12 protein-coding genes and 1 pseudogene are annotated in these 14,049 nt (G+C 58.9%); 10 read left to right on the forward strand and 3 right to left on the reverse strand.

The annotated features are described in order from the left end of the window. Positions 1-38: 38 nt before the first annotated feature. From tomB to RTX96_RS12475, 9 genes and pseudogenes are all read left to right on the forward strand, one after another. Positions 39-405: pseudogene (gene tomB, locus RTX96_RS12435) on the forward strand (Hha toxicity modulator TomB). A 27-nt stretch (positions 406-432) separates the two neighbouring features. Next, on the forward strand, positions 433-651 hold the full coding sequence (locus tag RTX96_RS12440) for an HHA domain-containing protein (protein ID WP_042391642.1): 219 nt from the start codon (positions 433-435) through the stop codon (positions 649-651). 180 nt (positions 652-831) lie between these two features. After that, entirely contained in the window at positions 832-1,398 is a 567-nt protein-coding gene (maa, locus tag RTX96_RS12445; RefSeq protein WP_103821521.1) for a maltose O-acetyltransferase, read from the forward strand. A gap of 103 nt (positions 1,399-1,501) precedes the next feature. After that, a complete protein-coding gene (locus RTX96_RS12450; protein ID WP_103821522.1) occupies positions 1,502-1,996 on the forward strand; it encodes a YlaC family protein in 495 nt (164 codons plus the stop codon). 636 nt (positions 1,997-2,632) lie between these two features. Next, positions 2,633-3,661: an isopenicillin N synthase family oxygenase gene (locus RTX96_RS12455; RefSeq protein WP_312671195.1), complete on the forward strand. Its 1,029-nt coding sequence runs from the start codon at positions 2,633-2,635 to the stop codon at positions 3,659-3,661. Positions 3,662-3,697: 36 nt separating this feature from the next. After that, positions 3,698-4,504, forward strand: a complete 807-nt coding sequence (locus tag RTX96_RS12460) for a MetQ/NlpA family ABC transporter substrate-binding protein (protein ID WP_312268747.1) — start codon at positions 3,698-3,700, stop codon at positions 4,502-4,504. Beyond that, positions 4,501-5,289, forward strand: coding sequence for an ATP-binding cassette domain-containing protein (locus RTX96_RS12465; protein WP_312671197.1), 789 nt, complete (start codon positions 4,501-4,503; stop codon positions 5,287-5,289). Before RTX96_RS12460 ends, RTX96_RS12465 begins: the two co-directional genes overlap by 4 nt. After that, positions 5,286-5,945, forward strand: coding sequence for a methionine ABC transporter permease (locus tag RTX96_RS12470; RefSeq protein ID WP_312671315.1), 660 nt, complete (start codon positions 5,286-5,288; stop codon positions 5,943-5,945). Before RTX96_RS12465 ends, RTX96_RS12470 begins: the two co-directional genes overlap by 4 nt. A gap of 148 nt (positions 5,946-6,093) precedes the next feature. Further along, positions 6,094-7,674 (forward strand): EAL domain-containing protein, encoded by a 1,581-nt coding sequence (locus RTX96_RS12475; RefSeq protein WP_312671316.1) that lies wholly within the window; start codon positions 6,094-6,096, stop codon positions 7,672-7,674. On the opposite strand, the gene RTX96_RS12480 is transcribed toward RTX96_RS12475, so the two are convergent. The 3 genes from RTX96_RS12480 to RTX96_RS12490 all read right to left on the reverse strand — a co-directional run bounded on the left by RTX96_RS12480 (position 7,655) and on the right by RTX96_RS12490 (position 12,523). Next, positions 7,655-10,729: a beta-galactosidase gene (locus tag RTX96_RS12480; RefSeq protein ID WP_312671199.1), complete on the reverse strand. Its 3,075-nt coding sequence runs from the start codon at positions 10,727-10,729 to the stop codon at positions 7,655-7,657. The genes RTX96_RS12475 and RTX96_RS12480 overlap by 20 nt on opposite strands. A gap of 118 nt (positions 10,730-10,847) precedes the next feature. After that, positions 10,848-11,834, reverse strand: coding sequence for a LacI family DNA-binding transcriptional regulator (locus RTX96_RS12485; protein ID WP_312671201.1), 987 nt, complete (start codon positions 11,832-11,834; stop codon positions 10,848-10,850). Positions 11,835-11,908: 74 nt separating this feature from the next. Further along, a complete protein-coding gene (locus RTX96_RS12490) occupies positions 11,909-12,523 on the reverse strand; it encodes a YczE/YyaS/YitT family protein (RefSeq protein ID WP_103821528.1) in 615 nt (204 codons plus the stop codon). 87 nt (positions 12,524-12,610) lie between these two features. On the opposite strand from RTX96_RS12490, the gene RTX96_RS12495 reads away from it, so the two are divergent. After that, positions 12,611-14,038, forward strand: a complete 1,428-nt coding sequence (locus tag RTX96_RS12495) for a PLP-dependent aminotransferase family protein (RefSeq protein ID WP_312671203.1) — start codon at positions 12,611-12,613, stop codon at positions 14,036-14,038. Positions 14,039-14,049: the final 11 nt, after the last annotated feature.

Below are 14,049 nucleotides of genomic sequence, written 5' to 3' on the forward strand. Positions count from 1 at the left end.
TCCATGTGAAAAAAAAGCCACTTAGAAGGGGATACGTTATGGACGAATACTCGCCAAAAAGGCATGATGTCGCGCAACTGAAATTTCTTTGCGAAACGTTGTACCATGATTGCCTGTCTAACCTTGAAGAGAGTCATCATGGCTGGGTTAACGACCCCACGTCGGCAATCAATTTGCAGTTAAACGAGCTGATTGAGCATATTGCGACCTTCGCACTTAATTATAAAATTAAGTATAATGAAGATAATAAACTGATCGCCCAGATTGACGAATACCTGGACGACACATTTATGCTGTTCAGCAGCTATGGCATTAGCACAGAAGACTTGCAGAAATGGCGCAAATCCGGCAATCGCCTGTTTCGTTAATGTGAGCAAGGCTAACCCTGTTAGTCTGTCCTGTTAAAACTATTACAAATACATAGGTGAATTTATGTCTGATAAACCATTAACCAAAGTAGATTATTTGATGCGCCTACGGCGCTGTCAGACAATTGACACGCTTGAGAGAGTCATTGAGAAAAATAAATACGAACTGTCTGACAATGAGCTGACGGTTTTTTATTCCGCTGCCGATCATCGTCTGGCTGAACTGACCATGAATAAACTTTACGACAAAATCCCCTCCTCCGTGTGGAAGTTTGTTCGCTAGTCAGCGCACGGTTTCATAACGATTTCTTGCTGCCTTGATCAGATGTGTTTTGGTAGGTTTCAGCGACGGGTTTTTGTCTCAAAACTAATGTGATCTCAATCACATACTTAACTCAACGCGATACTCTTTCAGGCTATCTCCCTCCAGGATGTTCCTGTTACGTTTAACAGCGAGATAGCCATGAGTACAGAAAAGCAGAAAATGATTGCCGGGCAACTCTACCGATCTGGCGATGAAACATTACGGGCAGATCGCCTGCGTGCCAGGGAGCTGCTGCATCGGTATAACCACTCCGGCCCTGCTGAAAAGAGCGAACGGCGCGGCCTGCTTGCCGAGCTGCTCGGTAACAGCGGCAATGCCTATATCGAGCCGAGCTTCCGCTGCGACTATGGCTACAACATTTTCCTCGGCAACGATTTTTACGCCAATTTTGACTGCGTAATGCTGGACGTCTGTCCAATCCATATTGGCGATAACTGCATGTTCGCCCCGGGTGTGCATATCTATACTGCTACCCATCCGCTTGATGCCACCGAACGCAACAGCGGGTTAGAGTTTGGCGCACCCGTGACCATTGGCAATAACGTCTGGATCGGTGGCCGAGCCGTGATAAACCCGGGCGTGACCATTGGCAACAACGTCGTTATTGGCTCCGGAAGCGTGGTAATCCGCGATATTCCTGACGACGTGGTGGTCGCAGGGAATCCCGCGCGGATTATTAAAAAGCTGCCGTCGGCCTCGGCATAACTGTTATGCTTTTTTGTCGCCAGGCTGTTACTTTTTTCTTATCAGTGCGGATCGTAAAATAGGCTGTTTCACCTGCGTTTTGTCCGATCCCCAAAGGTAAAAAATGACAGAAATAGAGCGACTGCTTACCCAAACTATCAATGAGCTAAATATTCGCGAGAAGCGTGACAACCGGCCACGCTTTAGCATTAGCTTTATCCGCAACCATCCCTGGCTGTTTATCGGCATGTACGTTGGCTGGTTTGCTACCCTGGCGGTGATGCTCCAGTCCGAAACGCTGGCGGGCTCCGTCTGGCTACTGGTGGTGCTGTTTGCCCTGCTGAACGGCTTCTTCTTTTTCGATGTCTATCCGCGCTACCGCTATGAGGATATCGACGTGCTCGACTTCCGCGTCTGCTATAACGGCGAGTGGTACAACACGCGCATGGTGCCGCCTGAGCTGATCGATGCCATCATGCAGTCGCCTCAGGTAGAAGCGGCGCAGAAGAGCCAGCTGCAGCAGATGGTACAGAAAAAAGGCGAGCTTTCGTTCTATGACATCTACTCCCTGACCAAGCCCAAAACCGGGCCGCACGCCCAGCCGCAGGTTGCTTCCTGAGTCAGTTGACAAGGCCAAAAAAAGTATTAGATTTAAGGTAACAGCGTTGCTTAGTGAGAATGCTGTTAGGCAGTAAGATGTACTTAATGAATGCGATAAAGGCCACGAAGTATTGTTGTATGGGAGAGTCGGCGTAGCGTAAATCAGTTGCAAGCCTACCCGATGACGCTTTAAGGCCACGTAGTCAGTATCTACAATCGCAGGGTGTGAACGAAATCGCGATGATGTAAGGCTCTGTTTTAATGTTGTATGGGTTGTGAGTTAAAACGTCACGTTTTAAATCGCAATGGCAGTAAGGCCACGCATCAAAGAGTTGATATCGCGAAGGGTGTGTACTTGAGTACCGAGGTGAAGAACCTTAAACGTGTACATTTAAAGCAGTATCATAAGTAGTATCATGTAGTTAAGTTCCTTAATGTTAAACGCAATATCAGTAGTACCCTAAGAGCCCTGGCTTCTCAAGTCAGGGCTCTTATCATTTTGGTCCGCCGCACGTCCGCCTCCCCACCTCATCTGCCTTATGCTTTTTTCGCAAAAGCACGTGATCCAGCCCGGTCATAAATTAGAAAAGAAGGTTATTGGTTGAATATATGGCTTTAAGGCACTCTGCCAGAAAGCCACTATGAGGAGCCAGCCATGACCGCTACCCGCCTGCCCATTCTTGACCTGTCGCACTTTTCCGACCCTGTCGATCGTCCCGCCTTTCTGGAGCAGCTGCGCCATGCCGCGCGGGATATCGGCTTCTTCTATCTGGTGAATCACGGCGTAGACGATGAGCTGCAGCGCGCCGTCCAGCAGGAGGCTCGCCGCTTCTTTGCGCTCTCCGACACTGAGAAGCAGCAGGTGGCGATGATCCACTCCCCCCATTTTCGCGGCTATAACCGGGCGGCCTCTGAGCTGACACGCGGCCAGCCGGACTGGCGAGAGCAGTTTGATATTGGCGCTGAGCGTCCGGCCCTGAACGTGGCCGGGGACGATCCGCGCTGGCGGCGTTTACAGGGACCAAACCTGTGGCCTGAGGCGCAGCCGACGCTGAAGCCTGCCCTCCTCGCCTGGCAGAGAGCGATGACCAGCATGGCCCTCAACCTGCTGCGCGCGTTCGCCCAGGCGCTGGATCTGCCTGCAGACGCCTTTGATGGACTGTATGGCGATAAGCCAAACGAGCATATCAAGCTGATCCGCTATCCCGGCCAGCCAGCAACGGAGAGCCAGCAGGGCGTCGGGGCGCACAAGGATTCGGGTTTCCTCAGCTTCCTGCTGCAGGATGAGCAGAGAGGTTTACAGGTAGAGGTTGCACCGGGCCGCTGGCTGGATGCCGCCCCGCTGGCCGGGAGCTTCGTGGTAAATATCGGTGAGCTGCTGGAGCTGGCCACCAATGGCTATCTGCGTGCCACGGTTCACCGCGTCGTCTCCCCCCCAGCCGGTCAGGAGCGGCTGTCGATCGCCTTCTTCCTCGGCGCGCAGCTGGACGCGGTGGTGCCGGTCTATGCCCTGCCCGCGCAGCTGGCGCAGGAGGCACAGGGACCCGAGAGCGATCCGCAAAATCCGCTGCTGCGCGACGTGGGCTGGAACTACCTGAAAGGACGGTTGCGCTCCCATCCGGACGTGGCCGAGCGTTACTACCGCGATGTACTGCGCGAGCGCAGTGAACAGCTGATTGCCTGATTAAACCCACTGACATAACGATAAAGGATAAAAATCATGAAACCTGCAGCAATTAAACTGGCCGGTCTGGCACTCTCTCTCTCTCTGGCCTGGGGTTCCGCCCATGCACAAGCATTGCGCATCGCGGCCGACGCCGTGCCGCACGCGGAAATCCTTAACTACATCAAAACGTTTGATCCAAAGCTGGATATTAAGGTGGTAGAGCTGACCAGCGGCGTCAACGCCAACGAGCTGCTGGCTAACGGCGACGTCGATGCCAACTATTTTCAGCACGTTCCGTATCTAAAAGATCAGGAGAAGGCGCTGGGCAAAACCTTTGCCGTGGCGGCAACGGTGCATATTGAGCCGTTGGGTATCTACTCCCGCAAGTATAAAGATCTCAAATCGATCCCTGACAACGCCACGGTGGCGGTTCCGAACAATACCACCAACCTGAGCCGCTCGCTCTTCCTGCTGCAAAGCCAGGGGCTGATTAAGCTCAACGCGAAGTTTACCGATCCGGCTACCACCCTCGCCACGCCGAAGGACATCGCTGAGAATCCGAAGCACATTAAAATTCTCGAGATCGAGTCCCCGCAGATCCCACGCTCGCTGGACGACGTCGATCTGGCGGTGATCAACGGCAACTACGCGCTGGAGGCTGGCCTGACACCGGCTAAGGATGCGCTGGGGCTGGAGAGCGCCGAGCACAATCCCTACGCCAATATTCTGGTAACCAACCCGGCGCTGGCCAACGATCCGCGCATCAAGGAGCTGGCGAAAGATCTCACTTCGCCGCAGGTAGCCGACTTTATCCGTAAAAACTACAACGGCTCGGTTATTCCGGTCGCGCCACAGTCATGATTACGATTGAAGGGCTGAGTAAAACCTATGCCGGAGCAGGCCGACCGGCGCTGAACGACATCTCGTTAACCGTTCCCGAAGGTGCCATCTACGGCATTCTCGGGCGCAGCGGCGCGGGTAAAAGCACGCTGATCCGCTGCCTGAACCTGCTGGAGCGGCCTACACGGGGCCGCATCCTGGTCAACGGGCGCGATATTACCGGTTTCGACAAAGCCGCGCTGCGGGCGCACCGTCTGCAAACCGGCATGATTTTTCAGCACTTCAATCTGCTGCATGCCCGCAGCGTAGCGGACAACGTAGCCGTACCGCTGGAGATCGCTGGCGTGGCCAAAGCGCAGCGCCGAACGCGGGTCGAGGAGCTATTGCACCTGGTGGGGCTGAGCGACAAGGCGCAGGCCTTCCCCTCTCAGCTCTCCGGCGGGCAGAAGCAGCGCGTCGGTATCGCCCGGGCGCTGGCGGCGCGCCCGCAGGTGCTGCTCTGCGATGAAGCCACCAGCGCGCTGGATCCCGAGACGACGCAGTCGGTGCTCAGCCTGCTGGCAGACATTAATCGTCAGCTGGGTCTGACAATTGTGCTGATCACTCACCAGCTGGAGGTGGTGAAAAGCCTCTGCGATCATGCGGCGCTACTGGAAAACGGGGAGCTGATTGAGAGCGGAAAGATTGCCGATCTGCTGGTCACGCCGTGGTCGCGCCTGCGCCAGGCGCTGCTGCCCGATCCCCAGGCGGAGCGCCTCTTCCTGGAACGACATGGCTTTAACGGGAGGCCGCTATGCGTAGCATGAACTGGGACGAACTGTGGCCGATGCTGCTAAACGGTACGCTGGAGACCGTCTACATGGTGGCGCTGGCCGGCTTTTTCACCGTACTGATTGGCCTGCCTATCGGCGTTTTACTCTATATCTCGCGGGCAAACGGCCTGCTGCCGATGCCTAAAACCAACGCCGTGCTGGGGGCCATTATCAACCTTGGCCGCTCGCTGCCGTTTATCGTACTGCTGATAGCGCTGATCCCCTTTACCCGACTGCTGATCGGCACCACGCTGGGCAGCACCGCCGCTGTGGTGCCCATTACCATCGGCGCGTTCCCCTTCTTCGCCCGACTGACGGAGAACGCGCTGGATGAAGTCGACTCTGGCCGCATCGAAGCCATTCTGTCGATGGGGGGCAGCGTCTGGCACGTTATCGCTAAAGCGCTGCTGCCGGAGGCGCTACCGACCCTGCTGGCGGGGATCACCCTCACCGTAGTGATGCTGATTGGCTTTTCGTCAATGGCTGGCGTCATAGGCGGCGGCGGGCTGGGGGATCTCGCTATTCGCTACGGCTACCAGCGCTTTAATGATCAGGTGATGGTGGGCACGGTAGTCATTTTAGTGGCGCTGGTTCAGGGGGTGCAGATGACCGGCGATCGGCTGGTTCGCCGCCTGGCCCACCGCCGCTAGTCCAGTATCGATTTTTTGGGTGAAACGTTCTTTAAATCAAAGTATTTTGGTGTGAAAAAGCTGAAAATTGCAGCACACGGTAGCCTCTCCACTCCTGATACCTGCTTACAGTTTTCATTGCTCTCAACCAAAAAAGGAACGTTTCATGCTGACCAATCGAAGACTGGTGAGTATTGTTACTGGCGTGCTGATCCTGGTTATGCTGATCCCGGTTGGATTAAGTATCTGGCTTGCGCGTCGCCATGCGCAGGAGACCTTCACAAAGGAGCTGGATGCTTACTCCACACGGGTCATGATGCATACCCAGAAGGTGATCCAGCAAGCCAAACGCGCGCTTAATGAGATCGATACCTTTACCGGCACGCCCTGTAGCCCCGCACATCTGCTGGCAATGCGCAGAGTCGCCTTCTCTTATTACTATGTGCAGGAGACAATTTACGTTGATCACCTGAAGCCCCGCTGCTCCTCGCTGGAAAACAGTAGCGACAACGCCCTGTTACCTGCGGCAGAGCGGCTTACCCCGGATGGCTACCGGGCCTGGCTTACCACCCAGAACGATATCGGCCTCAAGCGGGTTATGGCTGCGCTGGGCAGCGATAGCCACATTGTTATGATCGATCCCCAGTCGTTTATTGACGTGCTTCCCTTTGGCGAATGGCCTGTTGATATCGCCCTGGTTAGCATGGCGACGAACCGCTTGATTGCCAGCAACGGCGCATTCAATCCCGCCATCTGGCAGCTGGCACAGCACTCCTCAGCCACCCGTTTTCAACAGGCGGGGGTACTGTACGATGTGCAACGCTTTCCTGAGATGGGGTTAGCCCTTATCGCTGGCGCTCCCCTCGGCCCGCTGAAAAAAAGACTGCATCAACAGCTGCTGATTTGGCTCCCGCTGGGCCTGCTCATGAGCCTGGGGACCCTGTTTCTCTTGCTGAACGTGCTGCGCCGCCTACAGTCACCTCACTACCGTATGCTGGACGCCATTCACGCTCGCGAAATCGAAGTCTATTATCAGCCGATTGTTGCCTTGGGCAGCGGAAAAGTGGTCGGCGCCGAGGCGCTAGCCCGCTGGCCGCAGCACGATGGCCGCTACGTCTCACCCGATATCTTTATTCCGCTGGCAGAGCAGTCTGGCCTGATGCCGCAGCTCACCACGCTGATCGTTGAGACAGTATTTAACGATCTGGGGGCGTGGCTACAGCGTCACCCAGAGCAGCACATCTCGATCAATCTCGATCCCGGCGATCTGGTGTCGAAAAGTCTACATATCCAGCTCAGCACGCTGCTGACCCGCTGGCAGCTCAGCGCCTCACAGATTGCCCTTGAGATCACCGAGCGCGGCTTTGCCGATCCTAACGTCAGCTCGCCAGCCATTGCCGACCTGCGCCGCGCCGGGCATGCCATCTATATTGACGACTTCGGGACGGGGTATTCCAGCCTGAGCTATCTGCAAAATCTGGAGGCCGATATCCTGAAGATCGACAAATCCTTCGTTGACGCACTGGAGTATAAAATCGTCACGCCGCACATTATCGAGATGGCAAAAGAGCTAGGGCTGGCGATGGTCGCAGAGGGTGTCGAAACCGAAGGCCAACTGGAGTGGCTACGCAATCACGGGGTGCAGTTCGCCCAGGGCTGGTTCTACAGCAAGGCGCTGCCGAAAGAGGCGTTTATGGCATGGGCCGAAGAGAACCTCCGGCCCGGCAAGATTACGCCTGACGCCAGCTGAAGGCGTAGCGCATCCGCTCCTCAGCCAGAATAAACTCCGGCGATACGCTCGGACTCCACGAGTCGTCGCCGCCCACGCCCATATGAAACGCGTCGAGGTTAAGCCAGCAGCCCTCCTCTTCGCGCAGCAGATGATGATGGGTCGTTTCATGGAGCTGACGCTGGCCGTAGCGGCTCAGGGAGAAATGAAAACGCCCGCTAAGCCGATGCGCGCCATACTCCAGCAGACCTGTATCGCAGCGCAGGCCATTATCGCTGGGGAAGATATAGGGCGTATGCAGCGCGCTCAGCGGCAGCGTCCAGCGCCCCTGGCTTGCTGACAATCTGCGGTCTGGATAGTTCTCATGCGGCCCCAGCCCCAGCCAGCTGACAGACTCCTCCACCGCAGCCAGCTGGCAGCAGAGGCCTACCCTTGCAGGCGGCGGCGCGTCAGTAGCGATCTGCACCTCAACCTCGCCGTGCAGCACGCCGTGGCTGTCGATACGCCAGCGCTTATCGCTGATAAACAGCACCTTATCCTCATGCTCCCAGGCGTGTCGGGTAGTGATGAGCACCTCGCCGATGAGCTCCTGCGCCGCGCAGTGCAGCAGACGTGGCGTCATAGCGTACATGCCCGCTGCCTTCCAGCGTTCAACCCATGCGTTGGGATCGATACGCGTCACCTCGCTAATGCCGATATCGTTATCAAGCGGTGCGCGGGTGAACTGATCCCGTATCGGCGTCAGCAGCGTCGGCGTCTCGCCGCACCACCACTGCTCCAGATCGCCGCTGAGGCGCGAGAAGTGCCAACGCCGATCCTGCCAGCTAACGCTAAATGCCTCGTCGCTGATTGCCAGCGTTGCGCCTGGCCCCGCCTTCTGCTGCGGGGTTATCGCCAGCGGCGCAGGCAGCCGCCACTGATCCCACGCGCAGCGGTGGTTATCCGGCGACCATGCGGTAGCCCGCGTCTGGTAAACCTCGACGTTAAGCCACACCTCCCCCGGTACGGCTGACAGCGCCGGGGCCTCAATCTCCAGACGCTGCACGCCCTGGGGCTGGATCGTTAGCCGCTGCTCGCCTTCGGCCAGCACCTCGCCGTCGCGGGCAATCTGCCAGCGCAGCACCTCGTTATCCGCCTCGCGGAAGAGATATTCGCTGTGGATCTCAACCACCAGCGGCGCAGTGCTAAGCAGGCGGAACTGGAAAAACTGCTGCGCGCGCTGGGCCTCATAGAGAGCTGGATGCGGGGTACGATCAGGGAAGACCAGCCCGTTCATGCAGAACTGGCGATCGTTCGGGGTATCGCCAAAATCGCCGCCGTAGGCCCAGAAGGCGTTACCGTTTTCATCACGCTTCGTCAACGCCTGGTCGACCCAGTCCCAGACAAAGCCGCCCTGCAGACGAGGGTTTTCGCGAAACGCCTGCCAGTATTTGGCAAAGCCGCCGAAGCTGTTGCCCATTGCATGGGCATATTCGCAGAGGATCAGCGGGCGCGTCTCATCCGGCAGGGCAATCCACTTCTTAATCGACCACTTCGGCACGGCAGGGAAAGGCTGGTCCATATCCACGCGGGCATACATCGGGCAGACAATATCGGTCGCCGCCGTGTTCGCCCCGCCGCCCTCGTACTGCACCGGGCGGGTGGGATCGCTGGACTTCACCCAGCGGTAGAGCGCGTCATGGCTCGCGCCGTGGCCGGACTCGTTCCCCAGCGACCAGATAATGATGGAGGGATGGTTACGGTCGCGCTGTACCATGCGGGTGACGCGCTCGCTCATCGCCGGTAGCCACTGCGGATCGTCCGCCAGACGGCTCATCGGCACCATGCCGTGGGTCTCAATATTGGCTTCATCGACCACGTACAGGCCGTAGCGATCGCACAGCCGGTACCAGAGAGGATGGTTCGGGTAGTGGGAGCAGCGTACGGCGTTAAAGTTATGCTGTTTCATCAGCTCGATATCCCGGCGCATGGTGGCCTCATCTACCGCCTGGCCGCTCTCCGGGTGGTGCTCATGACGGTTAACCCCGCGGATCAGCAGCGCCTTACCGTTGACCTTCAGCTGGCCGTGGCTAATCTCCACCTTACGCACGCCAACGTCGCAGGCTTCGGCTTCCAGCACTCTGCCCTGCGCATCCAGGAGTGCGACGGTCAGCCGATAGAGATGCGGCGTCTCGGCGCTCCAGAGATCGGGCTTATCAACAGAGAGATCGACACTCAGCCGCTCTGCCCATGCGCCGCGCTCGTCCACAATCGCGCTGCCGGGACGCTGCTCCGCACAGGCGATCTGCTCTTCGCCGCGCCACAGGGCAACGGCCACCCGGCAGTCGGCAAACTCACCGGCAAGCTGTACGGTGGTGCTTATCCGGGCATGGTTAAAATCTGCATTGAGCGCGGTCTCGACCTGGAAGTTGCTGATATGCGTTGCGGGTTTATGCAGCAGTACCACGTCGCGGAAAATACCGCTCATGCGCCACATATCCTGATCTTCCAGATAGCTGCCGTCGCACCAGCGCAGCACCATCACCGCCAGCCGGTTAGCACCGGGCCGCAGCACCGCGCTGAGGTCGAACTCCGCAGGCAGACGACTATCCTGCGAGTAGCCAATCCACTCTCCGTTGCACCAGAGATAGAAGGCTGAATTGACCCCTTCAAAGATAATTCGCGTCTGGCCGCTCGCCAGCCACGCCGCATCCACATTAAACGTCAGCGAGTAGCAGCCGGTGGGGTTCTCCGTCGGTACAAAGGGCGGCGTAACCGGGATCGGGTAGGTAACGTTGGTGTAAATCGGGGTATCAAAACCCTGCATCTGCCAGTTGGAGGGCACCGGCATAGCAACGGCGCTTGCGCTGTCCTCTTCTATCCACGACGCCGGTACCGCCTCCGGGGCGGTGTAGAAGCTAAACTGCCACTCGCCGTTGAGCAGCCGCCATGCGGGAGAATCGTTCTCCTGGACCGCCCCGGCGACATCACGCCAGCTGCGCAGGGGAACGTGCATTGGCAGGCGGTTCCAGTGGGTTACAACCGGATTTTCCCAGTCGCGGCGGGCAAGCAGGGTGTTCAGTGTAGCAGCGGACATGTCGACCTCATGATTTTTGCGAAGCGCTCACAATTTTCTGTACGATGCCCGTGCGAGGGAAAAAGGTAAAGGATCGCCATCGCCAGAAGCGGGGTCGATCACAAAAGCGAAGGGGTTTTCAGGCCGAGCTGCGGATCACCAGCGTCACCGGCAGCAGCGTCTGGCTTAGCGCATCGTCAGCGGGAGGCTGAAGCAGCCAGTCCACGCTGCGCTGCCCCGCCTCCTTAAAGGCCTGACGTATCGTCGTCAGCGGCGGCGTATACCACGCACTGTCGGCGGTATCGTCATAGCCCACAACCGAGATCTGTCCGGGTATGGCGAGGCCCCTTTCCGCACAGGCGCGCAGCACGCCGAGCGCCATCTGATCGTTCGCCACCAGAATGGCCTCGGGCAGCGGCGGTGAGTCCAGCAGCCGCTGCGCTTGTTCGTAGCCCGAGGCCGCGCTCCAGTCGCCGTGCACGCTGGCCGCCGGAGTGACGTTGGCGTGTGTCAGCGTCGCCAGCCAGCCTGCAAGACGCGCCCTCGCCGACACCGAGCTCGGTGGTCCGCCGAGCAGGGCAATGCGGCGATGGCCAAGCGTCAACAGGTGCTCCGCCCCCAGCCTTGCCCCTTCGGCGGCATCAAAGACCAGGCTATTGACCTTCGCCGTCGGGCTGACGTCGAGAAACAGCGTTGGCGTCGGGTGCGCCAGCGCCGCCAGCTCTTCGGCCTGGTCATCCTCCAGCGGCAGGTTGATCAGCAGCCCGGTGACCCGCTGAGCCAGCAGCTCCTGTAACGCCAGCAGGCAGGCCGCCTGGGTCGCCTGCTCGGGCATGGCGATGATTGTTCCCGCACCGGCCTGCGCGGCGCGGTTTTTCACCGCCGAGGCGATCTGGGACGGTGCATGGAGAGCCAGATCGCTGGTGAGTAGCCCAAGAGTACGGCTACGCTTGCCCGCCAGCTGCTGCGCCCCCCGGTTGGGAACGTAGTTCAGCTCGCGCATGGCAAAGAGCACTTTCTCGCGGGTACGCGCTGAGACATGCTCCGCCTGATTCATGACGCGGGAGACGGTTTGGTAGGAGACGCCCGCGTAACGGGCGACATCATAAAGCGTAATGGATTTCATGGTGTTACCCTGGCAGCTGGCGTGCCACCAGTGTAACCCAAACCGCTTACCGTTGCTGTGAGCGCTTCGCGGATTTACAGCGTGCTCTCCTGCGGCTGAGTGACCGGCGCAATACGGGACGGCTGGCGAAACCACGGCAGACAGAGCTGGATCAGCGGGCCAATCGCCAGCGCGTAAAGTACGGTCCCTACGCCAAAGGTGCCGCCCATCGCGCAGCCCAGCAGCAGGACGCTCACCTCAATGGCGGTACGCACGCCGCGCACCGACCAGCCTGTGCGGGCGTTGATGCCGGTCATCAGGCCATCGCGTGGACCCGCGCCAAACCCGGCGCCGATATACATCCCGGTTGCCAGCGCGTTGACTACCACGGCAGCAGCCAGCAGCAGGCTCCGAGCAAGCAGCGACGTCAGGGGGGGCATCAGCGCCAGCGCAGCGTCCGCCGCCAGCCCAATCACCACAACGTTACTGATGGTGCCCAGTCCCGGACGCTGGCGCAGAGGGATCCACAGCAGCAGCACCAGTGCGCCCACGGCGATCATCACGAGGCCAATATTGAGCGAAAGGAGCTGTGCCACGCCGAGATGAAACACGTTCCACGGATCGGCTCCCAGATCCGCCCGAACAAACATGGCGGTAGAGACGCCGTAGAACGTCAGGCCGATATAGAGTTGCAGAAGTCGCCGCAGCATAGTTCACCTCATTCAATCAAAGAGAGTGACATCTTCTCTCTTACTGGCATTATCATTAATGACCAGTTTTGAAAAAGTGGACTGCCTATGTCATCACGTCGATTTGGAAGCCAGTCGCTGGTACGCCTGCTGGGCCAGTGGCAACATACCCCGTCACGCACGCCGCTCTGGCAGCAGCTCACCCAGGCGCTGCGGATGCTGATCCTCGACGGTCGGCTGGCGCTGGAGACCCGCCTGCCGGGCGAGCGCGAGCTGGCTGCCGCCCTCGGTATCAGCCGCACCACCGTGGCCGGCGCGCTGGCGCAGCTGCGGGACGAGGGGTTTCTCTTCAGCCGCCACGGCAGCGGCTCCGTTGTGATGCTGCCCGAAAGCAGCCGTACGGTGCCTACCCGCACAAATGCAGGCAGTGCCCTGGATCTCTCTACCGCTTCGCTGGGGGCCAGCCCCGAGATCCATCAGGCTTATCAGCAGGCGCTGCTCGCCATGCCGCAGCACTTTGCCTCCACCGGCTACGATCAGCAGGGGCTGCTGGCGTTACGCGAAGCGATCGCCGCCCGCTACGACGCACGTGGCCTGCCAACCCGTCCTGATGAAATTATGATTGTTAACGGCGCGCTCAGCGGGTTTGCGCTGATCCTGCGTCTGCTGACCGGGCCTGGCGATCGGGTAGTGGTGGATCACCCAACCTATCCGCTGGCGATAGCAGCGATTGAGGGCGCATCCTGCCGCCCGGTTGGCGTCGCACTGCCGCAGCAGGGCTGGGATAGCGACGGGCTGGCGGCAACAATCGGTCAGACCTCGCCGAGGCTCGCCTACCTGATGCCAGACTTTCATAATCCCACCGGCCGCTGCATGGACGCCGCAACCCGGCAAACCGTAGCGGAGATTGCCGCCCGCACGCGCACCACGCTGGTAGTGGATGAAACCATGAGCGACCTCTGGTACGACGCGCCGCCCCCTCCCCCGCTGGCTGCTTTCAGCCCGGATGCGTCGGTAATTTCACTGGGATCTGCTGCGAAAAGCTTCTGGGGTGGGCTACGGCTGGGCTGGATCCGCGCCCCGGCCCGTACCGTCGCCTCGCTGGTGCAGATGCGCGACACCATCGACCTGGGTACCCCAGTGCTTGAGCAGCTTGCTGCCCGCTGGCTAATTGAAAATGGGGAAACCTTTTTGCCCGCCCGCCGACGGATGCTTGCTGCACGCCGGGACCACTGCTTGCGTTTGATGGAGACGTTTTTTCCGCAGTGGCAGACGCAGCTTCCGCAGGGGGGCCTCTCTTTCTGGGTGGAGCTGCCGGACGCGCTGGCAACGCGATTTGCTACCGGTGCGGAGAGCAGGGGCATTCATTTGGGGGCAGGAACGCGCTTTGGTCTGGCAGGGGCGTTTGAACGCTATATCCGGATGCCGTTTACCCAGCCGGAAGGGATCCTGCAGGAGGCATTCATCGCCTTACAGCCAATATGGTCTTCATTAATTAACCAGCCGCCGATTATACGGCACCGGAAATATATTTAATGTGACAGCGA

This window comes from Pseudescherichia sp. (genome assembly GCF_032052675.1).
In the GTDB taxonomy this organism is placed as follows: Bacteria; Pseudomonadota; Gammaproteobacteria; order Enterobacterales; family Enterobacteriaceae; genus Pseudescherichia.